This is a genomic window from Ruegeria lacuscaerulensis (assembly GCF_013034745.1).
Classification (GTDB): Bacteria; Pseudomonadota; Alphaproteobacteria; order Rhodobacterales; family Rhodobacteraceae; genus Ruegeria; species Ruegeria lacuscaerulensis_B.
Map to the genome: position 1 here is coordinate 357,491 of NZ_WQGP01000001.1, position 20,569 is coordinate 378,059.

Consider the following 20,569-nt stretch of genomic DNA (forward strand, 5'->3'; position numbering starts at 1 on the left):
CTATGGGCGTCTTCGCAGAATACGGCCACGCAATTGCCTCGGTAATGGTTTTCACCCTGGTGGTGCTTTTCATGGCTCCGTTCACGGCACTGGCAAAGACGGCCAAGGGGCTGGCACCGGGGGCTACACCGTCGCAAGACTATGCAGATAAGGCCTATCGACTGAACCGAGCCTATTTGAACGGGACGGAAACCCTGCCTGCTTTTGCAGCAGTGGTTGTGGCGGCGGTTCTGATGGGGGTCAGCCCGTTCTGGGTGAACCTACTGGCGTCGATCGCACTGGTTGCGCGACTTGTGATGCTGGTAGTGCATATTCGTGGAATCGGAAAGCCAAACAGTGGGTTGCGTTCGGTTCTTTATGTGTTGGGGTGGGTCTGCATGTTCGTGATAGGCCTGATGGCACTGGTGGCGGCGTTCTGATGCAGCAGGTAGATTTTTCATCTGTAAGAAAACGCGCGCGCCCCCCCTTGGGTTTTGCGATCATCGCTTTGATGCTGGTGTCGGCCTGCGGCGTCATAACACCGTCCTCACAGCGTGTGGCCTTTGACGGTCACTTCTTCAAAACCAAGGTCAAGCAGGTGGACAAAAAGGCCTCGCCTACGGATTTTACCGTCCTGGTAAACGACGTCTCGACCTCGCTGGATGGCGCGCGCGCGGCAGCACAGCATGAGGCTATCAAGTTCTGCATTGCCAATTTTGGCTCGTCCCGTATCGACTGGGCCGTGGGGCCGTTTACAGAGACGGAAAAACTGCGCATCAGCGATGACAAGATCACCTTTATCGGGCGGTGCCGTCGTCCATGACGCGATTTTCCGCATATCACGCAGGGTTGCGCGACGTGTTATTGCATAGCGCAGCGCACACCGGTCGTCTTGGGTTTCCCAAGACGAAAGGATCTGTGATGTCTGGAATGAAGATGCTGACCTTGGCCGCCGTGCTGACCCTGCCGGTCTCAGCGGATGCCAAACCGCCTTTGCGCGAGGTCAAAGAGATCGACGATCAGCTTTACTATATCGCGATCGCAAATGAGATTTCCGAGATTTGCCCCACCGTCAGTGGGCGACGGCTCAAGGCGATTGGCGTGTTGTGGGATCTTCGGTCGAAAGCGAACAAACTGGGGTACTCGGACAAGGAAATCCGGGCGTATATCGAATCCGATGCTGAAAAAGATCGGATGCGCGCCAAGGGCGAGGCGTATCTGGCGCAGCAGGGGGTGACGTATGACTCTCCTGAAACATTCTGCTCGTTGGGGCAGAAGGAAATCGAAAGAAACAGCGCCATTGGCGTTTATTTGAGGGCGAACTAGACCATGTCTGACCTCCGCAAGATCAATATCGACGGGCAGGAAATCGAAGTCGATGGTGCGATGACCCTGATTCAGGCGTGTGAAGAGGCCGGGGTCGAGGTGCCGCGTTTCTGCTACCACGAACGTCTGTCGATTGCCGGGAACTGCCGGATGTGTCTGGTTGAGGTTGTGGGCGGCCCGCCGAAACCCGCCGCGTCCTGCGCGATGCAGGTGCGCGACTTGCGGCCGGGGCCGGAAGGCCAGCCGCCGGTGGTCAAGACGAACTCTCCCATGGTCAAGAAGGCTCGCGAAGGCGTGATGGAGTTCCTGCTGATCAACCACCCTCTGGACTGCCCGATCTGTGATCAGGGCGGCGAGTGTGATCTGCAGGATCAAGCGATGGCCTATGGGTTGTCCGGCACGCGCTTCAAGGAAGCTAAGCGCGCGGTTGATGATCTGGATCTGGGGCCGCTGGTTGGAACGGCGATGACCCGTTGCATCAGCTGTACGCGTTGCGTGCGCTTCACGACCGAGGTCGCCGGGATTACTCAGATGGGCCAGACGGGGCGTGGCGAGGATGCCGAGATCACCTCGTACTTGAACCAGACGTTGGATTCGAACCTGCAGGGCAACGTTATCGACCTATGTCCGGTTGGGGCGCTGACCTCGAAGCCTTATGCCTTTACCGCGCGTCCGTGGGAGCTGACCAAGACCGAAAGCGTCGATGTCATGGATGCTCTGGGCTCGAACATTCGCGTAGACACCAAGGGACGCGAAGTGATGCGGTTCCTTCCGCGCAACCATGATGGCGTGAATGAGGAATGGATCAGCGACAAGACGCGGTTTGTCTGGGATGGGCTGCGTCGCCAGCGTCTTGACAAGCCTTACGTGCGCGAAAACGGCAAACTGCGCCCGGCCTCGTGGCCCGAGGCGCTGACCAAGGCCGCCGAGGCGCTTAAAGGCGCCGAGAAGCTGGCCGGGATCGTGGGTGATCTTGTTCCGGTTGAGGGCGCCTTTGTATTGAAACAGATGATCGAGGGGCAGGGCGGTGTTGTCGAATGCCGCACGGACGGGGCTAAGCTGCCGGCGGGCAACCGTGCGGCCTATGCTGGCTCCGCTGCGATCGAGGATATCGACAGCGCTGAACGTATCCTGTTGATCGGCACCAACCCGCGCGACGAAGCTCCGGTTCTGAACGCCCGCATCCGCAAGGCGTGGGCGCATGGCGCTGAGGTTGCTCTGGTCGGGCCCGCCGTTGATCTGACTTATGAATATCACCATATGGGCGACGACCGCGCGGCGCTGCAAGCTGCGCTGGATATGGGCGGGGATGATGAGATCAAGGCCAAGCCGTCGCTGGTCATCGTCGGTCAAGGTGCTTTGCAAGAGGCTGACGGGGCCGCTGTTCTGGCCGCAGCGCAAACCATCGCTGCAAATACCGAAAGCGGCCTGATTGTTCTGCACACTGCTGCGTCTCGTGTAGGTGCGATGGATGTGGATGCTACCAACGAAGGCGGCATGGAAGCGGTCAGTGCCGCTGACGTGATCTACAACCTCGGCGCGGATGAGGTCGAGATTGGCGAGGGTGCCTTTGTGATCTATCAGGGTAGCCATGGCGACCGGGGCGCGCACCGTGCCGACGTGATCTTGCCGGGCGCGGCCTATACCGAGGAAAATGGCCTGTTCGTGAACACCGAAGGCCGTCCGCAACTGGCTATGCGCGCCGGGTTTGCACCGGGTGACGCCAAGGAAAACTGGGCAATCCTGCGGGCCTTGTCGGCCGAGTTGGGCGCGACACTGCCCTACGACTCGCTGGCGCAACTGCGCACTGCATTGATCGAGGCGGTCCCGCATCTGGCGCAGATCGACGAGGTCATCGAGAACGAAGTTCAAGCGCTGAAAACGGGAAAACTGGGTGATGCCAGCTTCCGATATGCGATCACGGATTTCTATCTGACCAACCCGATCGCACGTGCCTCGCAGCTAATGGCCGAGCTTTCGGCGCAGGCACAGGCCCGCAAATCCGAAAAGATTGCGGCGGAATGAACCAGACAGTTTTCATATCGCAGGCAGGGGCGAGTGCCGGGTGGCAGATCGCCGCGCCCGAATTGCGTGTGAAATTCAACAATAAGGGTGGCGCAATGCCGGCAGATGCTGTTTACACCAACGCGCCGACCCAGCCGCAAAATGCGCAGGCATCTGGCCTTCGTATCGCACGCGGAAAACGGAATACCCACGGTGTGAGGACCAATGGCTGAATTCTTTAACACCCCAGGCGGAATTGCCATCATCATTCTGGCGCAAGTGCTTGCAGTCGTTGCCTTTGTGATGATCTCGCTCTTGTTCCTCGTTTATGGCGACCGTAAGATCTGGGCCGCGGTCCAGATGCGTCGGGGCCCCAATGTGGTGGGCGTCTATGGCCTGCTGCAATCGGTGGCGGATGCGCTGAAATACGTGGTGAAAGAGGTTGTCATTCCGGCAGGTGCCGACCGCACGGTATTCATGCTGGCTCCGCTGACCTCCTTCGTGCTGGCGATGATCGCCTGGGCGGTGATCCCCTTCAACGATGGCTGGGTGTTGTCTGACCTGAACGTGGCGATCCTTTATGTCTTTGCCGTATCTTCGCTGGAAGTTTATGGCGTGATTATGGGCGGTTGGGCGTCGAACTCAAAGTACCCGTTCCTTGGATCACTGCGGTCTGCGGCGCAGATGATCTCGTACGAGGTCTCGCTGGGCCTGATCATTATAGGCGTGATCATCTCGACCGGGTCGATGAATTTTGGACACATCGTAGAGGCGCAGGACGGTCGGTTCGGCTTCTTCAGCTGGTACTGGCTGCCGCATTTCCCGATGGTTTTCCTGTTCTTTATCTCGGCACTGGCCGAAACCAACCGCCCGCCGTTTGACTTGCCCGAGGCGGAATCGGAACTGGTCGCAGGCTATCAGGTCGAATACTCGGCCACGCCGTTCCTGCTGTTCATGGCGGGCGAATACATCGCCATCTTCCTGATGTGCGCGCTGATCTCGCTGCTGTTCTTTGGCGGCTGGCTGTCGCCGATTCCGGGCTTGCCCGATGGCGTACTATGGATGGTCGCCAAAATGGCGTTCTTCTTCTTCCTTTTCGCGATGGTCAAGGCAATTACACCCCGCTACCGCTATGACCAACTGATGCGGTTGGGCTGGAAAGTGTTCCTGCCATTCTCGCTGGCATGGGTGGTCTTCGTGGCCTTCGCGGCGAAATTCGACTGGTTCTGGGGCGCGTTCGCCCGTTGGAGCGTAGGAGGCTGATATGACCCAAATCGACTATACCCGCGCTGCCAAATACTTCCTTCTGCAAGACTTCTGGGTCGGCATGAAGTTGGGGCTGAAGTACTTCTTCGCCCCCAAGGCCACCGTGAACTACCCGCATGAAAAGGGCCCTCTTTCCCCGCGCTTTCGCGGTGAACACGCCCTGCGCCGCTATCCCAATGGCGAGGAGCGCTGCATTGCCTGTAAACTGTGCGAGGCGATCTGCCCGGCCCAAGCCATAACCATCGACGCCGAACCGCGCGAGGACGGCAGCCGCCGCACCACACGCTACGATATCGACATGACCAAGTGCATCTATTGCGGCTTCTGCCAAGAGGCCTGCCCGGTCGATGCCATCGTCGAAGGTCCGAATTTCGAATTCGCCACGGAAACCCGCGAAGAGCTTTTCTATGACAAGGAAAAACTCCTGTCGAATGGCGAGCGCTGGGAGGCTGAAATCGCCCGTAATCTGGAAATGGACGCGCCGTACCGATGAACGACAAAAGCTCGAACCCGTTTGAACTGATGATGAAACAGGCGCAGGACATGGCGAAGGCGATGAATCCGGCGATGGAGAACTTTTCGCCCAAAGGGTTCGAGGCGCTGTGGCCGACCATGCCGAAAGAGGTCATGGAGATGATGTTCGGCAACACCGTCAACAAGGGCGGACTGGATGCCAAGACCCGCCTGCTGCTGACGCTGGCCGGGCTGACCTGTCAGGGTGCTCAGGCGGATGCAGCGGTGCGCCAGACCGTGCGTCATGCGTTGGAGGCCGGCGCAAAGAAACAAGAGGTCGTGGAAACGATCGGTCAGATGTCGGTCTTTGCCGGCATTCCGGCCATGACCCGCGCGCTGGATCTGGCGCAAGAGGTCATGGGCGACAACAAGGATGAGGATCAATGACCGTCTTTGCCTTCTATCTGTTTGCCATCAGCGCCATCACCGGCGGGCTGTTCACGGTGATCAGCCGCCAGCCGGTGCACTCGGTGCTGTGGCTGATCCTGTCTTTCCTGTCGGCGGCGGGGCTGTTCGTGCTGCTGGGGGCAGAGTTCGTGGCGATGCTGCTGATCATCGTCTACGTGGGCGCGGTCGCGGTGCTGTTCCTGTTCGTGGTGATGATGCTGGACGTGGACTTTGCCGAGCTCAAGGCCGAAATGGCGCGCTATATGCCGCTGGCCCTGCTGATCGGTCTGGTCATCCTGATGCAGTTCGTCATGGCCTTTGGGGCCTGGGACAGCGCGCAGGGTGTTGAGGCCAATCTGGCCCAGCCGGTTCCGACCGACCGCCACAACACCGAGGCACTGGGCGTCATCCTTTACGATCAATACTTCCTTCTGTTCCAACTGGCGGGCCTGATCCTGCTGGTGGCCATGATCGGTGCCATCGTGCTGACCTTGCGCCACCGTCAGGACATCAAGCGTCAGGACATCATCGGCCAGATGATGCGCGACCCATCAAAAGCGATGGAGCTTAAGGACGTGAAACCGGGGCAGGGCTTGTGATGACCAAGATTTTTCGTCGAAAAATCGTATTGAGAATTTTCGCAGAAAATTCTTCCCATGCAAAGCGGGCAAGAGAGCTATGATCGGACTTGAACACTATCTTACGGTCGCGGCGACGCTGTTCGTCATCGGCATCTTCGGTCTCTTCCTGAACCGCAAGAACGTCATCATCCTGCTGATGAGCATCGAATTGATGCTGCTGGCGGTGAATATCAACCTTGTGGCGTTTTCCAGTTTCCTGGGCGATCTGGTCGGGCAGGTGTTTACGTTGTTCGTGCTGACCGTCGCGGCGGCAGAGGCGGCGATTGGTCTGGCCATTCTGGTCTGCTTCTTCCGCAACCGCGGCACCATCGCGGTTGAAGACGTCAATATGATGAAGGGCTAAGAGAACTATGGAAACCACCATCCTCTTTGCCCCTCTGGTGGGCGCGTTGATCTGCGGTTTCGGCTGGCGGTTCATTGGCGAGAAAGCCGCCATGTGGACCGCAACCGGCCTGCTGTTTCTGGCCTGTTTGCTGTCGTGGATAGTGTTTTTTGCCTTCGACGGGGTGACCCAACAGATCGAGATCATGCGCTGGATCGAAAGCGGATCACTGTCGACAAGCTGGGCCATTCGTCTGGACCGTCTGACGGCGATCATGCTGATCGTGGTGACAACCGTCTCAGCGCTCGTGCACCTCTATTCCTTCGGCTACATGGATCACGACCCGCAATGGCGCGAGGGCGAAAGCTATAAGCCGCGTTTCTTCGCCTATCTGTCCTTCTTTACCTTCGCGATGTTGATGCTGGTGACGGCGGACAACCTGGTGCAGATGTTCTTTGGCTGGGAAGGCGTGGGCGTCGCCTCGTACCTGCTGATCGGGTTCTATTACCGTAAGCCGAGTGCCAATGCGGCGGCGATGAAAGCGTTCATCGTGAACCGTGTCGGCGACTTTGGCTTTGCGCTGGGGATTTTCGCGCTGTTCCTGCTGACCGACAGCATCAACTTCTCGGACATTTTCGCCTCGGCACCCGCCTTGGCTGAAGAAAAGCTGCACTTCCTGTGGGGCGAATGGACCGCTGTTGAGGTCATCTGCGTGCTGCTCTTCATCGGCGCGATGGGGAAATCGGCGCAGTTGATCCTGCACACATGGTTGCCCGACGCGATGGAAGGCCCGACGCCTGTGTCGGCCCTGATCCACGCCGCGACCATGGTGACGGCGGGTGTGTTCCTTGTATGCCGTATGTCGCCGCTTATGGAGTTCGCGCCGGGTGCGACCGGATTCATCACCGTGCTGGGCGCAACGACTGCATTCTTTGCCGCGACCGTGGGTCTGGTTCAGACCGACATCAAGCGCGTCATCGCCTATTCGACCTGTTCGCAGCTGGGTTACATGTTCGTGGCGGCAGGTGTCGGCATGTATTCGGCGGCGATGTTCCACCTGTTCACGCACGCGTTCTTCAAAGCGCTGTTGTTCCTCGGCGCGGGGTCCGTGATCCACGCCATGCACCACGAACAAGAGATGACTGAATATGGCGGGCTGCGCAATAAGATCCCCTATACGTTCTGGGCGATGATGATCGGCACGCTGGCCATCACGGGCGTTGGCATTCCGCTGACGACCTTCGGTTTCGCAGGCTTCCTGTCGAAAGACGCCATCATCGAGAGCGCCTATGCCGGTGGGTCGTCTTATGGCTTCTGGCTGCTGGTCGTGGCGGCGGCGTTCACGTCCTTCTACAGTTGGCGTCTGATCTTCCTGACCTTCTATGGCGCGCCGCGTGGCGACAAACATACGCATGACCACGCGCATGAAAGCCCGATGGTCATGCTGGTGCCGCTAGGCGTTCTCTCGCTGGGCGCGGTCTTTGCGGGCATGATTTGGTACAGCAATTTCTTCGGTCACGCGGACAAGGTGGGCAAGTTCTATGGCATCCCGGTGGCTGAGGCGTCGGAACATGCCGAGGCCGGTGATCACAGCAAAGCGGACGCGCATGGCGATGATAGCCACGCAGATGAAAGCCATGGTGATGACCACGCAGATGACGGTCATGGTGAAAAGGATGCTCATGGCGATCATCACTATGTTTTCGCAGGTGAGCCGGGCGAGGGCGCGCTGTACATGGCGCCGGACAACCATGTGCTGGACGATGCGCATGCGGCGCCTAAGTGGGTCAAGGTTTCACCCTTTGTTGCGATGCTGCTGGGCTTTGCGATGGCCTATTGGTTCTACATCGTGAACCCATCGCTGCCGGGACATCTGGCACAGAACCAGCGTCCGCTGTACTTGTTCCTGCTGAACAAATGGTACTTTGACGAGATCTACAACGTGATCTTCGTCAAACCCACCGTGGCGCTTGGCCGGTTCCTGTGGAAACGCGGTGATGGCAACACCATTGACGGCTTCTTGAACGGGATTGCCATGGGCGTTGTTCCCTTCTTCACCCGCCTCGCAGGCAAGGCGCAGACGGGCTACATCTTTACTTATGCCTTCTGGATGGTCTTGGGGATAGCAGCCCTTGTCACCTGGATGTCGATCGGCGGAGGCGCACACTAATGGATAATATCCTCTCGATCGTTACTTTCATCCCCGCAGTGGCAGCGGCCATTCTGGCCCTGTTCCTGCACGGAGATGACGACGCCGCGCAGCGCAACGCGAAATGGGTCGCGCTGGTGGCGACCACGGTGACGTTCCTTGTCTCGATTGGCATCTATACGGGCTTTGATCCATCCAACACCGGCTTTCAGATGGTGGAAGAGGGTGAGTGGCTGCTGGGCCTGAAATACAAGATGGGCGTGGACGGCATCAGCGTGCTGTTCGTGCTGCTGACCACCTTCATCATGCCGCTGACCATACTGGCCAGCTGGAACGTGACCGAGCGGGTCAAGGAATACATGATCGCCTTCCTGCTGCTGGAAACGCTGATGCTGGGCGTGTTCATGGCGCTGGATCTGGTGCTGTTCTACCTTTTCTTCGAGGCCGGTCTGATCCCGATGTTCCTGATCATCGGCATTTGGGGCGGCGCGAACCGCATCTATGCCAGCTTCAAGTTCTTCCTCTACACATTTCTCGGCTCGGTGCTGATGCTGGTGGCGATGGTGGCGATGTATGCGGATGCGGGCACGACGGATATTGAGGCGCTGATGAGCCATCACTTCTCATCCGAGAGCTTCAGCGTGATGGGCATTTATGTGGTCGGCGGGATGCAGACGCTGATGTTCCTGGCGTTCTTTGCCTCATTTGCCGTGAAAATGCCGATGTGGCCGGTTCATACTTGGCTGCCGGACGCGCACGTTCAGGCGCCGACGGCGGGTTCGGTCGTGCTGGCGGCGATCCTGTTGAAGATGGGGGGCTATGGTTTCCTGCGGTTCAGCCTGCCAATGTTCCCTGTGGGCTCGGCGGTGATGACCGATCTGGTGCTGTGGATGTCGGCCATCGCCGTTGTCTACACCTCGCTGGTGGCGCTGGTGCAGGAGGATATGAAAAAGCTAATCGCTTACTCTTCGGTCGCGCATATGGGCTTTGTGACAATGGGCATCTTTGCGGCGAACCAGCAAGGGATAGATGGCGCGATTTTCCAGATGCTGAGCCACGGGTTTATCTCGGCGGCACTGTTTCTGTGTGTGGGCGTGATTTATGACCGGATGCACACCCGGGATATCGACGCTTATGGCGGTCTGGTCATCCGGATGCCGGCTTACGCGCTGGTCTTCATGCTGTTCACCATGGCGAATGTCGGCCTGCCGGGCACGTCCGGGTTTATCGGCGAATTCCTGACCCTGATGGGGGCCTTCCAGGTTAACACATGGGTAGCGGCGGTGGCTGCAACCGGCGTGATCTTCTCTGCCGGGTATGCGCTGTGGCTGTACCGTCGCGTGGTCTTTGGCGATCTGATCAAGGAAAGCCTCAAGGCCATGACTGACATGAGCTCGCGCGAGCGGCTGATCTTTGCACCGCTGATCATCATGACGATCCTGCTGGGCGTCTACCCATCGCTGGTGACCGATGTGATCGGCGACTCGACCGCCGCGCTGATTTCGAACTATGACACGGCTCTGGCCGCGGCTGAGGCCGTGATCCAGACAGCCGCTTCGCATTAAGGGAGCTTCGGAGATGATCCAAGCTGATCTGACAATCATCCTGCCAGAGATCGTTCTGGCCGTATATGCGATGGCGGCGCTGATCGGGGCTGTCTACACCACAAAAGACGGGCTGGCCCCGGTTCTGGTCTGGGCGACCTCGGGCCTGATGGCGCTGCTGGCGATTTGGATCGCCACCAATGGCGACGGCACCAACGTGGCCTTCAATGGCATGTTCGTCGATGACGGTTTCTCGCGCTTTGCCAAGGTTGCGATCCTGCTATCTGCGGCAGCCGTTCTGTTGATGAGCCAGGATTACATGTCGCGTCGCGGGCTGTTGCGGTTCGAATACCCCTTGCTGGTGGCACTTGCCGCCGTGGGTATGATGATGATGGTCAGCGCGGGCGATCTGATGTCTCTCTATATGGGGTTGGAACTGCAATCGCTGGCGCTCTACGTCGTGGCCGCCCTGCGCCGTGACAGTGCGAAATCCACCGAGGCTGGTCTGAAGTATTTCGTTCTGGGCGCGCTCAGCTCGGGCTTGCTGCTGTATGGTGCATCATTGGTTTACGGCTTCACGGGCACCACGCTGTTCTCGGGCATCATCCAGACGGTGCACCACGGCGACATCTCGGTTGGCCTGCTGTTCGGTTTGATCTTCCTGATCTCGGGACTGGCGTTCAAGGTCTCGGCGGTGCCGTTCCATATGTGGACGCCGGACGTGTACGAAGGCTCACCCACGCCGATCACCGCTTTCTTTGCCACTGCGCCCAAAGTGGCCGCGATGGCATTGTTTGCGCGATTGCTGCATGACGCGTTCGGCGGAGTTATCAAGGATTGGCAGCAGGTGATCGTTCTGCTCTCAGTCCTGTCGATGCTGTTGGGGGCTGTGGCTGCGATTGGTCAGCGCGACATCAAGCGACTGATGGCGTTTTCGTCGATTGCCCATATGGGCTATGCGCTGATCGGTCTGGCGGCGGGTACTGAAATGGGCGTCAAGGCGATGCTGATGTATCTGGCGATCTACGTGACCATGAATATCGGCACCTTTGCCTTCATCCTGATGATGGAGCGCGACGGCAAACCCGTCACCGATATTGATGCGCTGCGGCAATATTCTAAACGTGATCCGGGTAAGGCGCTGGCGGTTCTGATCCTGATGTTCAGCCTTGCGGGCGTCCCGCCGATGCTGGGCTTCTTCGCCAAGTTCGGCGTTTGGCAGGCCGGTGTCAGCGCGGGCCTGACCGGTCTGGTGATCGTGTCGGCCATCGCCTCGGTCATTGGTGCGTTCTACTACCTGCGGATCGTGTTCTACATGTATTTTGGCGAGGAGAACGAGGACCCGATCGAGACGCATTCCACGCCCGTTCTGTGGGTTGCGTTGATGGGGTCGGCAGCTCTGATGTTGGTAGGTATATTCTATCAGTTCGGTGTTGAGGGCGCAGCGGCAGCTGCGGCAGCGACGCTTGTTAACTGATCTCCAGCTCACTCAATCCAGGAGGGCTCGGTCGCTGGACCGGGCCTTTTTGCGATGACGCAGTGGCCGCAAGGATATGGGTTGCACGTGCTGCAAACGGTCGACAGCACGTTGAACGAAGCTGCGCGTATCGCCCCAACGGCGGCAGGGCCGGTCTGGATCATGGCCTATAATCAAACCTCGGCGCGCGGGCGGCGGGGCAGGGCATGGGCCAATCCTGTCGGAAACCTCGCAGCTACTTTGTTGATGCGTCCGCAGGGTGAGCCGGAACAGGCCGCATTGCGCAGCTTCGTCGCAGCGCTTGCACTGTACGATGCTTGTGTCGCTGTGACGGGGCGGTCTGACGGATTGTCGCTGAAATGGCCCAATGACGTGCTGCTGAACGGTGGCAAGCTGGCTGGCATCCTTCTTGAAAGCACGGGTATGGGGCGCGAGCTGGGCCATTTGGCGATTGGCATAGGGGTCAACCTGTCGCAAGCTCCGCAGCCTGACGCGCTCGAGGAAGGAGCGGTACGCCCGGTTTCGCTTTTGTCCGAGACTGGGGCCGACGTCATGCCCGAGGATTTTCTGACCGAGCTGGCCGCCAACTATGCGCGCTACGAAAGCCAGTTCGTGACCTACGGGTTCGAACCGATCCGCACGGCATGGTTGGACCGGGCCGCGCGACTGGGGGAAGTGATCACGGCGCGGACCACAACGTCGGAAACGGTGGGCACGTTTGAAACGGTGGACGGGAATGGCAACCTTGTCTTAAACACCGCCAAAGGCCGCGCGGCCATACCTGCCGCGGATGTTTATTTCTAAAGGGGGCTGAGATGCTTCTTGCAATCGACTGCGGCAACACAAATACCGTGTTCTCGATCTGGGACGGCGCGCAATTTTTGTGCACCTTGCGCACCTCGACCCATCACTCCCGTACGGCGGATGCCTATTTCACATGGTATTCTACTCTGGTGAAACATTACGGGATCGAGGCGGATATCACTGATGTCGTGATCGCGTCGACCGTGCCACGCGTGGTGTTCAATCTACGCATCTTTGCAGACCGTTTCTTTGGCTGCCGTCCGCTGGTTGTGGGCAAGCCGGAATGCCTGTTGCCAGTCGCCCCACGCATCGACGAAGGCACCATTCCCGGACCGGACAGGCTGGCCAATGCGGTTGGAGCGTTTGATCGTCATGGTGGCGATGTGGTTGTGGTTGATTTCGGAACCGCCACGAATTTCGATGTTGTTGCATCGGACGGGGCTTACGTGGGCGGCATTATTGCACCGGGTGTGAACCTCAGCCTTGAAGCGCTGCACCAAGGCGCGGCGGCGTTGCCTCATATCGACATCACGCGCCCCGAAAAAGTGATTGGGACAAATACGGTTGGCTGTATCCAATCGGGCGTGTATTGGGGCTATTCCGGTTTGATCGAGGGGCTGATTGCCCGGATCAAGGCGGAATATGGAATGCCGATGAAAGTCGTTGGAACCGGGGGGCTTGCACCTCTGTTCGATCAGGCGGATGTGGGCTTTGACGTGATCGAGGATGATCTGACGATGCACGGTCTGACCGTGATCCATCGCTATAACAAGGAAAATGGCTCAACATGAGCAGTGAACGACTGATCTATCTGCCGCTGGGCGGTGCAGGCGAAATCGGCATGAACGCCTATGTCTATGGCTATGGCAAGCCGGGGCAGGAACGTCTGATCCTCGTCGATCTTGGGGTGACGTTCCCGGATATGGACACCACGCCGGGCGTCGATCTGATCCACGCGGATATCTCGTGGCTGCAGGAACGCGCTGATCGTCTTGACGCCATCTTCGTCACACACGCCCACGAAGACCACGTGGGGGCCGTAGCGCATTGCTTTGAGGCATTGGGCGCGCCGGTCTATGCCCGTGCCTTCACCGCCAATATCGCGCGCCGCAAGATGGATGAACATGGCCATCCCGAGGACGCCGTTCAAACCGTGTCGCCATGGCCCGAGCAGGTTCAGGTGGGGCCGTTCTCGGTCGGTTTCCTGCCGGTCTCGCATTCGATCCCGGAAAGTGCAGCCTTGGTCATCGACTCGCCTGCGGGCCGGGTCGTGCATTCGGGTGACTTCAAGCTGGACACCAACCCTGTGGTAGGTGAGCCTTTTGACGCCGATTTGTGGGCCGAGATTGCCAAACCGGGCGTCAAGGCTCTGGTTTGTGACAGCACCAATGTATTCTCGCCCCATGACGGGCGATCGGAATCCGAGGTCGGCCCCGAGATCACCAAACTGGTCGAAAGCGCCGAAGGGATGGTTGTCGCGACCACTTTCGCGTCCAACGTGGCACGGGTGAAAACCCTGGCCGAGGCGGGGCAGCGGGCCGGACGCTCGGTCGTGTTGCTGGGCCGCGCGATGCGCCGCATGATCGAAGCCGCGACCGAAACCGGCATCCTGTCGGATTTCCCCAAGGTTATCAGCGCGGAAGAGGCGGTGGATGTACCGCGTCAAAACCTGATGCTGATCGTGACCGGCAGCCAAGGTGAGCGCCGCGCCGCCAGTGCGCAACTAGCCCGAGGCAAGTATCGCGGTCTGGAGTTGAAAGAGGGCGATCTGTTCCTGTTTTCGTCGAAAACCATTCCGGGCAATGAGCGGGGCGTGATCTTCATCATTAACCAGCTTAGTGAAAAAGGGGTGGATGTTGTCGACGACAGCTCGGGGCTGTATCACGTGTCGGGCCATGCCAACCGCCCTGATCTTGAGAGGGTACATGCTCTGATCGACCCTCAGATCGTGATCCCGATGCATGGTGAACATCGCCATCTGCGCGAGCACGCCAAGCTGGCCGAGGCTGGGGGACGCGCAGGAATTCTGGCCGTGAATGGCACGATGCTGGATCTGACTGGCAACGCACCGAAAGTGGTGGACTATGTCGAGACGGGCCAGACTTATCTGGACGGCACTGTCAAGGTCGGCGCGCTGGACGGCGTTGTGCGGGATCGTATCCGCATGGCTCTGAACGGTCATGTGACCGTCACGGTCATTCTGGACGAAGAGGATGAACCACTGGGTGAGCCGTGGTGCGATACGATGGGCCTGCCCGAGATTGGGTCCTCGCGCGCGGCATTGGTCGAGGTTTTGGAAGAGGATCTGAACCAATTCCTGATGCGCGCCGACGCCAAAACGTTGCGCGACGACGACAAATTGGAAGAAGCCATGCGCCGGATCGTTCGCCAGACCGCCAAGGCCGAGATCGGTAAAAAGCCCGAGGTCACGACGGTGATCAGCCGAATGAAATAGGCGCGACCTCAGTCCGTCAGAGGCATCGGGTAGCCTTTGAGTTTCAGAAATAAGCTCTCCTCTTCCTGATTCAGCAGGAAGGGGACCGATGTCGGTGGTGTGGGGTCTGATACCCGCGCTGCAATCTCGGCCAGCACGACCTCGGTGATAAAGGGCAGGTCAAACTCGCGCGCGCGATCCAGAGGCACCCATTGCAGGTGAGACAGCTCATCCGAGGCGCGCGAGAAGTCGTCCAGGTCGCCCTGAACCGCCGAAGCATCAACAAGGAAAAACCGCGCATCGAACCGCCGGGGTCTTCCCGGAGGTGTCACCGCGCGAAATACGAATTGCAGCGCTTGGGCCGTGGGGCGAAAACCTAGCTGGGCAAACTCGGCCCAATCCTCCGGCGGTTGTCCGGGCCATGCGCCGGGTTGCCCCAGAACCAGGCCGGTCTCTTCCCACAACTCGCGGATTGCGGCGGCGGCAAGCGCATTTTGCAGACCCGCCTCCGCCCGCTCGGACAGGCGGTCATGGCACAACTCAGACAGGGCCGTGGCCAATTCGACATTGGCGTCTTCGGCGTCAACCGCGCCGCCCGGAAAGACAAACTTGTTGGGCATGAACGCGGCTTTCGCGCCCCGTTGCCCCATCAGGATCGACGGGTCTGACAAACGGTCACGTAGAACAATGACCGTTGCCGCGTTGCGGATGGCGGTCTTGTCCTGTGTCATGTGCGGATGAATCCGGTCGGAAATCGCATTACGCGTTCTCGAACCCGTGCATGCGACGTGCCCATTGATAGGCCACAACAGCCCCTTTTAGGCGCGGCAGCAAGAACAGCGACAACGCCGTACAACCGATCGCAAAAATCAGGAACATGGTCAGTGGTTCAGGCCGGAACTCGACGTAAGTCACGTGCAGCGCAGGGGCCAGTAGGTGGCCGACCAGCAGGATCGTCAGATAGGCAGGGCCATCGTCGGCGCGGTGATGAAACAGCTCTTGCCCGCAATTCGAGCAGCTATCATTGACCTTGAGATAGCCGCTCAGCAGCTTGCCCTCACCACATTTCGGGCAGCGGCCGCGAAAGCCTTTCAGCAGTGCTGGCTTGGTGGCGCGATCCGCATCGGGCTGGGTGTCTATTGTTTGATCTGTCATTGCGAGACTCACGGGTTTCAATGGGCGGATATTGCGCATCTTTTGTGCAACTTAAAAGGGGGGTGCGTCGCTTTGCGCCCTGAAAGGTGACGGAAAAAAATTTCAATTTTTGCGACGGAACCCCAGTGAATCTGCGTTTGAACCTATGTAGGCAGCGACAAAAGCGCTGTGCAAACAAAGGGAAACCGACATGAAAAGCGCAAAAATCATACCTGCGATTATCCTTGGGGCCGTTGCGATCACGGCGACCTCCGCTCTGGCCGCAGGGCTACGCAATCACGAACCTGCGACGTTTCAGGAACTGGATGCCAATGGCGACGGGCAGGTGACGAAGGATGAAATGCAGGCCCACCGCGCCAAGCGCTTTACGGATGCAGATGCCAATGGCGACGGGCAATTGACCGTCGAAGAGATGCAGGCGGCGGGGCAGCAGAAGGTGAACGACCGTGTCGCCAAAATGTTCGAAAAGCACGATGCCAATCAGGACGGATTTCTGAGCGAGGATGAGTTGCCCAAACCGCGCCGGGCTGACAAGATGTTTGATCGTATCGACGCTGATAGCAACGGTTCAATCTCGGAACAGGAATTTGCCGATGCAAAGGACAGGATGGGCAAGCGTCACAAGAAACGCGCCAAATCGGATACCGACGATAGCTGATTTGGAATGCGGGACTTGAGGCCCTCAGGTCAGATCGTCCGCGGCGCTGACAGTGCCGCGGATGCGCCAGCGGATGACGTCCTGCTGGCCATGTTCGCCGCAGGTGATGCGGCGGCTGCGCGTGTGCTGACCGACAGGCTGGGCCCGCGAAGCTATTCGGTGGCGCTGCGGATGCTGGGCAACCGGGCCGAGGCCGAGGATATGACCCAGGAGGCGATGATGCGGCTGTGGAAGGTCGCGCCGGACTGGGTGGCGGGGCATGCCAAGGTCTCAACCTGGCTGTACCGTGTGACGATGAACCTGTGTCTGGACCGGCTGCGCAAACAGACGCCCGACCGTTTGTCGGATGTGCCAGAGCCTGAGGACGAATGTGCCAGCGCAGCGCAGAAGATGCAGGACGATGCCCGCCGGGACGCGTTGCAGGCGGCCTTGTCGAAACTTCCGGACCGGCAGCGACAGGCCGTGATACTGCGCCATATCGAGGAATTGCCCAACCCCGAGATTGCCGGGATCATGGAGCTTTCGGTCGAAGCGGTGGAAAGTCTGACGGCGCGGGGCAAGCGGGCTCTGACAGCGATATTGGCGGGGCGACGGGACGAATTGGGGTATGACGATGACTGAAGATGACACGAGATTGGATCAGCTTTTTGCACAGGCTCGTCAGGATCGGCCGGCGCTGCCTGACGATTTGGCCGTTCGCATCCTGACCGATGCCGAAGCGGTGCGGCTGGACCTTGCCAAACCCAAGCGGTCTGCACCCCGATCCGTTTTTCGCCGCATGGTCGAAGGGATCGGTGGCTGGCAGGGCCTGAGCGGTCTGGCCGCCGCCAGTGTCGCCGGCCTGTGGATCGGGTTTGCTGCGCCGGATTTCCTGCCTGACGCGGCCACTTACCTCTACGGATCGGAGGCCACATTTGCACTTGCCGATCTGGACACATCATTCCTGGAGGACGCCGAATGAGCGACAATCCCAAGCCCAAACGCCGTTGGATGCCAATCTTGTTGGCGGTTTCCCTTGCCGTGAACTTGCTTATTGTAGGCGTAGCAGTCGGAACGGTTCTACGGGTCAAAGGCAGTGACCATGCAAAGGCGCCACCCGGTTTTGGCTCGGCTCTTTATCGCGCGTTGCCGAAAGAGGACCGCAAGGCGCTACGCGGGGATTTATCGAAACAGCACCGCAAAGGCTCAAAGCTGCGGGCCGAGGATTTCGCCATGCTCAGCGCAGCCCTGCGCGCCGATCCGTTCGACCCCGAATCCGTTCGGGCGATACTGGCTAATCAGAGCGCGTCGCTGGTGTCGTTGCAGATGTCCTTGCAGAATGAATGGCTGACGCGCGTCTCTGCAATGAGCGAAGAGGAACGTATGGACTATGCCGCGCGTTTGGATGAGGTCGTACGCCGCGGCCCTCATAAACGGGGCAAAAAGGACTGATCTGTCAGGCAGCGCATTGCCGAAAACTGACCTGATTGCGGCCCGCGCGCTTCGCGGCATAGAGCGCGGTGTCGGCTGATTGAATCAACGTCTCGACCGGAGCACCACTTGAGCGGGCCGGTTGCGCCGAAATCACGCCGATGCTGATCGTTACCGGTACTGGCGCGAAGGTGCCCGGCAGCTTGAAGGGTGTTTTGCAGATACAATCGCACAACGTGCGCGCCAGTTTCAGCGCATTGTCCTGAGTGGTATCGGGTACGCCAATCATGAATTCCTCTCCTCCGATCCGGGCCACGAACCCAGCTGCGCCGATGGCGCGCTGCATCCGGGTTGCGGTTTCGGTCAAGACACGGTCACCACACACATGGCCAAAGCGGTCATTGATGGATTTGAAATGATCCAGATCCGCTAACATTACCGCAAAGCCGCGCTGGGTTTGGTTGGACTGAGCGACGATGCGGTCGATTGCGTGCATTGCATAACGCCTGTTGTGCAGCCCAGTCAGCGGATCAACCCAGGATTCCGCAATCCCGCGGCGCAGCGATGCACGCATCTTGTCCAAGCGGGTCTTGCGCGCGATCAGGTTCTCCAAACGCAGCACGGTTTCGTCGGCACAGAACCCGTTCATGCAGACTGCATCTCCCCCCCGGTCCAGAATTTCTGCTGCAATACCGGGGTCATTTTGCGTCAGAATGCCTATAGCCGCCGTGTGGCGGGTGGCGCCGCGCGATTTAAGATCGTTCAAGACGGACAGACCAGACCGGTCGGTTCCGATCTCGATCAGGATGGCGTCGGGGGTGGGGCCGGATAACAGACACTGCAAGTTGGAGGACGTATGGGCCGTCAACCTGTGCTTCAACCGGTTAGCCAAAGCGTTTCGCCACTTCGCACCAATGCTTGATGTTTGGGTCAGCAGGGCAACATGGCCGGATTTCGGCGGAGTGATCAGCGCGGGTGCGGGTTCGGCAAATCCGATGGGCTGCGAGCCACCCAGACGCAGGTCCTGCGATTCGGCTCGGACGCGCATCAGGCTGCGGACCCGCGCCAAAAGCAGCGTGTCTTTGAAAGGATGCGCCAGAACATCATCCAGCCCGTCCGACAAAGCCTGAAGACGCGCGGCCTTGTCGTTTTGCGGTGCGATTGCGACAACCGGCACATCCGCCAGTTCGGGGTCGGCCATCACCAGCTTTTTCACATCGGCTGCGGTGCCATCTGGCAAGGTTTGTGCGGTCAGCACAAGGTCGGGCCGAGCCCGCCGCAACAGCCCGGCCAGCCCTTGAACCTTTTCGCCCTGCACAACGTGATACCACGCTGCCGTAAGCTGAACTTTCAGCATGATCCGATTGGTCGAGGTCCCGTCAAGGACAAGGATGGTACCGTGAACGGACATATCTGCCACCGTTGATTGCATGTATGACCAAAGTGTTTATGAGTCTGGTTAACAAACCCTTTCCAAGAGCAGATTCAGGGACTCTTTATGTCGATAACCGCGCAATCCGCTGAAACGCTGGCGTTGAATGTGCTTGGCTGGCTGGTCGGAAATGACGAGCTCTTGCCGGTGTTTCTGGGCTCCACAGGCGCATCCGAAGGTGATCTGCGCGAACGGGCGTCCGAACCCGAGTTTCTGGGCTCGGTGCTGGAATTTCTGATGTTGGACGATTCGTGGGTTGTGGCATTTTGCGACGCCAATTCCGTGCCTTACGATCTGCCAGCGCAAGCCAAGGCCGCGCTTTCCGGCGGCGCTGACATTCACTGGACCTGACCCTCACAGGAGAACACCATGCCAATCGACGCTATTCTGTTCGACAAGGACGGCACTCTGTTCGATTTTGCCGATACCTGGGGTGCCTTCGGACGCAATATGCTGTTGCATCTGACAGAGGGGGATCACGCCCGCGCTGCCACGCTGGGCAAGGTGATTGGTTTCGATCTTCAGACGCTGACTTATTCGCCGGACAGCATCGTAATTGCGGGAACGGTGGAAGAAGTGGCCGAGGTTCTGGCGCCGCATTTTCCTGATCTGCCTAAGGCAGGGCTGATCGACGTTCTGAACACCGAATCCGCAAATGCACCACAAGCCCCCGCAGTGCCACTTGTGCCGTTCCTAGATGGGCTGCGGCGGTCTGGTCTGAGGCTGGGCGTGGCGACGAATGATAGCGAGATGCCCGCGCTCGAGCATCTGAGCTCGGCCGGGATACGGGATCACTTTGACTTTGTGGCTGGCTATGACAGTGGGCACGGGTTCAAACCGGGTCCGGGTCAGCTTTTGGCCTTTGCTAAACATGTGGGCGTCACCCCGGATCGCGTTGCGATGGTGGGGGACAGCCTGCATGACCTTCAGGCCGGACGCGCGGCAGGGATGACAACGATCGGTGTTCTGACCGGTATGGCCGAGGCCGAAGCGCTTACGCCTATGGCGGATGTGGTCTTGCCGGATATCGGGCACATCCCCGGCTGGCTGGCGGATCGCTGACCGAAT

24 protein-coding genes are annotated in these 20,569 nt (G+C 59.2%); 21 read left to right on the forward strand and 3 right to left on the reverse strand.

Annotated elements, in window-relative coordinates; all coding sequences use genetic code 11:
* Window positions 1-2: 2 nt before the first annotated feature.
* The 15 genes from GOV79_RS01755 to GOV79_RS01825 all read left to right on the forward strand — a co-directional run bounded on the left by GOV79_RS01755 (window position 3) and on the right by GOV79_RS01825 (window position 14,867).
* Window positions 3-419: an MAPEG family protein gene (locus GOV79_RS01755; RefSeq protein ID WP_170788374.1), complete on the forward strand. Its 417-nt coding sequence runs from the start codon at window positions 3-5 to the stop codon at window positions 417-419.
* A complete protein-coding gene (locus GOV79_RS01760) occupies window positions 419-802 on the forward strand; it encodes a hypothetical protein (RefSeq protein WP_170788375.1) in 384 nt (127 codons plus the stop codon). Before GOV79_RS01755 ends, GOV79_RS01760 begins: the two co-directional genes overlap by 1 nt.
* 98 nt (window positions 803-900) lie before the next feature.
* A complete protein-coding gene (locus tag GOV79_RS01765) occupies window positions 901-1,305 on the forward strand; it encodes a DUF5333 domain-containing protein (RefSeq protein WP_170769274.1) in 405 nt (134 codons plus the stop codon).
* A 3-nt stretch (window positions 1,306-1,308) separates the two neighbouring features.
* The gene (gene nuoG, locus GOV79_RS01770; protein ID WP_170788376.1) at window positions 1,309-3,330 is read left to right on the forward strand and encodes an NADH-quinone oxidoreductase subunit NuoG; all 2,022 of its coding nucleotides are present in this window, start codon (window positions 1,309-1,311) and stop codon (window positions 3,328-3,330) included.
* A gap of 204 nt (window positions 3,331-3,534) precedes the next feature.
* Window positions 3,535-4,572, forward strand: coding sequence for an NADH-quinone oxidoreductase subunit NuoH (gene nuoH, locus GOV79_RS01775; RefSeq protein ID WP_170788377.1), 1,038 nt, complete (start codon window positions 3,535-3,537; stop codon window positions 4,570-4,572).
* A 1-nt stretch (window position 4,573) separates the two neighbouring features.
* Window positions 4,574-5,068 carry an NADH-quinone oxidoreductase subunit NuoI gene (gene nuoI / locus GOV79_RS01780; RefSeq protein ID WP_170769278.1) on the forward strand — a complete coding sequence of 165 codons (495 nt, stop codon included), beginning with the start codon at window positions 4,574-4,576 and terminating at the stop codon, window positions 5,066-5,068.
* Entirely contained in the window at window positions 5,065-5,475 is a 411-nt protein-coding gene (locus GOV79_RS01785; protein ID WP_170788378.1) for a carboxymuconolactone decarboxylase family protein, read from the forward strand. The genes nuoI and GOV79_RS01785 overlap by 4 nt, the downstream gene beginning before the upstream one ends.
* A complete protein-coding gene (locus tag GOV79_RS01790; RefSeq protein WP_170788379.1) occupies window positions 5,472-6,074 on the forward strand; it encodes an NADH-quinone oxidoreductase subunit J in 603 nt (200 codons plus the stop codon). Before GOV79_RS01785 ends, GOV79_RS01790 begins: the two co-directional genes overlap by 4 nt.
* A 79-nt stretch (window positions 6,075-6,153) precedes the next feature.
* A complete protein-coding gene (gene nuoK / locus GOV79_RS01795) occupies window positions 6,154-6,459 on the forward strand; it encodes an NADH-quinone oxidoreductase subunit NuoK (RefSeq protein ID WP_005984024.1) in 306 nt (101 codons plus the stop codon).
* A 7-nt stretch (window positions 6,460-6,466) separates the two neighbouring features.
* Window positions 6,467-8,608, forward strand: a complete 2,142-nt coding sequence (gene nuoL, locus GOV79_RS01800) for an NADH-quinone oxidoreductase subunit L (RefSeq protein WP_170788380.1) — start codon at window positions 6,467-6,469, stop codon at window positions 8,606-8,608.
* Window positions 8,608-10,152 (forward strand): NADH-quinone oxidoreductase subunit M, encoded by a 1,545-nt coding sequence (locus GOV79_RS01805; RefSeq protein ID WP_170788381.1) that lies wholly within the window; start codon window positions 8,608-8,610, stop codon window positions 10,150-10,152. Before nuoL ends, GOV79_RS01805 begins: the two co-directional genes overlap by 1 nt.
* Before the next feature lie 13 nt (window positions 10,153-10,165).
* Complete coding sequence (nuoN, locus tag GOV79_RS01810; RefSeq protein ID WP_170769283.1) at window positions 10,166-11,608, forward strand: NADH-quinone oxidoreductase subunit NuoN; 1,443 nt, start codon at window positions 10,166-10,168, stop codon at window positions 11,606-11,608.
* Window positions 11,609-11,662: 54 nt separating this feature from the next.
* Entirely contained in the window at window positions 11,663-12,412 is a 750-nt protein-coding gene (locus GOV79_RS01815; protein WP_170788382.1) for a biotin--[acetyl-CoA-carboxylase] ligase, read from the forward strand.
* 11 nt (window positions 12,413-12,423) lie between these two features.
* Window positions 12,424-13,203 (forward strand): type III pantothenate kinase, encoded by a 780-nt coding sequence (locus tag GOV79_RS01820; protein WP_170769285.1) that lies wholly within the window; start codon window positions 12,424-12,426, stop codon window positions 13,201-13,203.
* Window positions 13,200-14,867 (forward strand): ribonuclease J, encoded by a 1,668-nt coding sequence (locus GOV79_RS01825; RefSeq protein ID WP_170788383.1) that lies wholly within the window; start codon window positions 13,200-13,202, stop codon window positions 14,865-14,867. The genes GOV79_RS01820 and GOV79_RS01825 overlap by 4 nt, the downstream gene beginning before the upstream one ends.
* A gap of 8 nt (window positions 14,868-14,875) precedes the next feature.
* On the opposite strand, the gene GOV79_RS01830 is transcribed toward GOV79_RS01825, so the two are convergent.
* Together GOV79_RS01830 and GOV79_RS01835 are read right to left on the reverse strand one after the other, a co-directional pair.
* Complete coding sequence (locus GOV79_RS01830) at window positions 14,876-15,577, reverse strand: NUDIX hydrolase (protein ID WP_170788384.1); 702 nt, start codon at window positions 15,575-15,577, stop codon at window positions 14,876-14,878.
* Between the two features lie 28 nt (window positions 15,578-15,605).
* The gene (locus tag GOV79_RS01835; RefSeq protein ID WP_170769288.1) at window positions 15,606-16,001 is read right to left on the reverse strand and encodes a DUF983 domain-containing protein; all 396 of its coding nucleotides are present in this window, start codon (window positions 15,999-16,001) and stop codon (window positions 15,606-15,608) included.
* Window positions 16,002-16,191: 190 nt separating this feature from the next.
* On the opposite strand from GOV79_RS01835, the gene GOV79_RS01840 reads away from it, so the two are divergent.
* The 4 genes from GOV79_RS01840 to GOV79_RS01855 are packed head-to-tail and all read left to right on the forward strand — an operon-like array spanning window position 16,192 to window position 18,090.
* Window positions 16,192-16,659 carry an EF-hand domain-containing protein gene (locus GOV79_RS01840; protein WP_170788385.1) on the forward strand — a complete coding sequence of 156 codons (468 nt, stop codon included), beginning with the start codon at window positions 16,192-16,194 and terminating at the stop codon, window positions 16,657-16,659.
* Between the two features lie 6 nt (window positions 16,660-16,665).
* Window positions 16,666-17,280: an RNA polymerase sigma factor gene (locus tag GOV79_RS01845; RefSeq protein ID WP_170788386.1), complete on the forward strand. Its 615-nt coding sequence runs from the start codon at window positions 16,666-16,668 to the stop codon at window positions 17,278-17,280.
* A complete protein-coding gene (locus GOV79_RS01850; RefSeq protein ID WP_170788387.1) occupies window positions 17,273-17,620 on the forward strand; it encodes a hypothetical protein in 348 nt (115 codons plus the stop codon). Before GOV79_RS01845 ends, GOV79_RS01850 begins: the two co-directional genes overlap by 8 nt.
* The gene (locus tag GOV79_RS01855; RefSeq protein WP_170788388.1) at window positions 17,617-18,090 is read left to right on the forward strand and encodes a periplasmic heavy metal sensor; all 474 of its coding nucleotides are present in this window, start codon (window positions 17,617-17,619) and stop codon (window positions 18,088-18,090) included. The genes GOV79_RS01850 and GOV79_RS01855 overlap by 4 nt, the downstream gene beginning before the upstream one ends.
* Window positions 18,091-18,094: 4 nt before the next feature.
* Here GOV79_RS01855 and GOV79_RS01860 read toward each other — a convergent pair whose 3' ends face one another.
* A complete protein-coding gene (locus tag GOV79_RS01860; RefSeq protein ID WP_170788389.1) occupies window positions 18,095-19,480 on the reverse strand; it encodes a diguanylate cyclase in 1,386 nt (461 codons plus the stop codon).
* A gap of 87 nt (window positions 19,481-19,567) precedes the next feature.
* On the opposite strand from GOV79_RS01860, the gene GOV79_RS01865 reads away from it, so the two are divergent.
* Together GOV79_RS01865 and GOV79_RS01870 are read left to right on the forward strand one after the other, a co-directional pair.
* Window positions 19,568-19,852 carry a DUF3572 domain-containing protein gene (locus GOV79_RS01865; RefSeq protein WP_170784247.1) on the forward strand — a complete coding sequence of 95 codons (285 nt, stop codon included), beginning with the start codon at window positions 19,568-19,570 and terminating at the stop codon, window positions 19,850-19,852.
* An 18-nt stretch (window positions 19,853-19,870) separates the two neighbouring features.
* Window positions 19,871-20,563 carry an HAD family hydrolase gene (locus GOV79_RS01870; protein WP_170788390.1) on the forward strand — a complete coding sequence of 231 codons (693 nt, stop codon included), beginning with the start codon at window positions 19,871-19,873 and terminating at the stop codon, window positions 20,561-20,563.
* The last annotated feature ends 6 nt before the right edge of the window (window positions 20,564-20,569 follow it).

What these genes read in the sequence shown, in the direction of transcription:
- GOV79_RS01755 (WP_170788374.1), top strand. Translation starts at nt 3, where the DNA reads ATGGGCGTCTTCGCAGAATACGGCCACGCAATTGCCTCGGTAATGGTT.
- GOV79_RS01760 (WP_170788375.1), top strand. Translation starts at nt 419, where the DNA reads ATGCAGCAGGTAGATTTTTCATCTGTAAGAAAACGCGCGCGCCCCCCC.
- GOV79_RS01765 (WP_170769274.1), top strand. Translation starts at nt 901, where the DNA reads ATGTCTGGAATGAAGATGCTGACCTTGGCCGCCGTGCTGACCCTGCCG.
- nuoG (WP_170788376.1), top strand. Translation starts at nt 1,309, where the DNA reads ATGTCTGACCTCCGCAAGATCAATATCGACGGGCAGGAAATCGAAGTC.
- nuoH (WP_170788377.1), top strand. Translation starts at nt 3,535, where the DNA reads ATGGCTGAATTCTTTAACACCCCAGGCGGAATTGCCATCATCATTCTG.
- nuoI (WP_170769278.1), top strand. Translation starts at nt 4,574, where the DNA reads ATGACCCAAATCGACTATACCCGCGCTGCCAAATACTTCCTTCTGCAA.
- GOV79_RS01785 (WP_170788378.1), top strand. Translation starts at nt 5,065, where the DNA reads ATGAACGACAAAAGCTCGAACCCGTTTGAACTGATGATGAAACAGGCG.
- GOV79_RS01790 (WP_170788379.1), top strand. Translation starts at nt 5,472, where the DNA reads ATGACCGTCTTTGCCTTCTATCTGTTTGCCATCAGCGCCATCACCGGC.
- nuoK (WP_005984024.1), top strand. Translation starts at nt 6,154, where the DNA reads ATGATCGGACTTGAACACTATCTTACGGTCGCGGCGACGCTGTTCGTC.
- nuoL (WP_170788380.1), top strand. Translation starts at nt 6,467, where the DNA reads ATGGAAACCACCATCCTCTTTGCCCCTCTGGTGGGCGCGTTGATCTGC.
- GOV79_RS01805 (WP_170788381.1), top strand. Translation starts at nt 8,608, where the DNA reads ATGGATAATATCCTCTCGATCGTTACTTTCATCCCCGCAGTGGCAGCG.
- nuoN (WP_170769283.1), top strand. Translation starts at nt 10,166, where the DNA reads ATGATCCAAGCTGATCTGACAATCATCCTGCCAGAGATCGTTCTGGCC.
- GOV79_RS01815 (WP_170788382.1), top strand. Translation starts at nt 11,663, where the DNA reads ATGACGCAGTGGCCGCAAGGATATGGGTTGCACGTGCTGCAAACGGTC.
- GOV79_RS01820 (WP_170769285.1), top strand. Translation starts at nt 12,424, where the DNA reads ATGCTTCTTGCAATCGACTGCGGCAACACAAATACCGTGTTCTCGATC.
- GOV79_RS01825 (WP_170788383.1), top strand. Translation starts at nt 13,200, where the DNA reads ATGAGCAGTGAACGACTGATCTATCTGCCGCTGGGCGGTGCAGGCGAA.
- GOV79_RS01830 (WP_170788384.1), bottom strand. Translation starts at nt 15,577, where the DNA reads ATGACACAGGACAAGACCGCCATCCGCAACGCGGCAACGGTCATTGTT.
- GOV79_RS01835 (WP_170769288.1), bottom strand. Translation starts at nt 16,001, where the DNA reads ATGACAGATCAAACAATAGACACCCAGCCCGATGCGGATCGCGCCACC.
- GOV79_RS01840 (WP_170788385.1), top strand. Translation starts at nt 16,192, where the DNA reads ATGAAAAGCGCAAAAATCATACCTGCGATTATCCTTGGGGCCGTTGCG.
- GOV79_RS01845 (WP_170788386.1), top strand. Translation starts at nt 16,666, where the DNA reads ATGCGGGACTTGAGGCCCTCAGGTCAGATCGTCCGCGGCGCTGACAGT.
- GOV79_RS01850 (WP_170788387.1), top strand. Translation starts at nt 17,273, where the DNA reads ATGACTGAAGATGACACGAGATTGGATCAGCTTTTTGCACAGGCTCGT.
- GOV79_RS01855 (WP_170788388.1), top strand. Translation starts at nt 17,617, where the DNA reads ATGAGCGACAATCCCAAGCCCAAACGCCGTTGGATGCCAATCTTGTTG.
- GOV79_RS01860 (WP_170788389.1), bottom strand. Translation starts at nt 19,480, where the DNA reads ATGTCCGTTCACGGTACCATCCTTGTCCTTGACGGGACCTCGACCAAT.
- GOV79_RS01865 (WP_170784247.1), top strand. Translation starts at nt 19,568, where the DNA reads ATGTCGATAACCGCGCAATCCGCTGAAACGCTGGCGTTGAATGTGCTT.
- GOV79_RS01870 (WP_170788390.1), top strand. Translation starts at nt 19,871, where the DNA reads ATGCCAATCGACGCTATTCTGTTCGACAAGGACGGCACTCTGTTCGAT.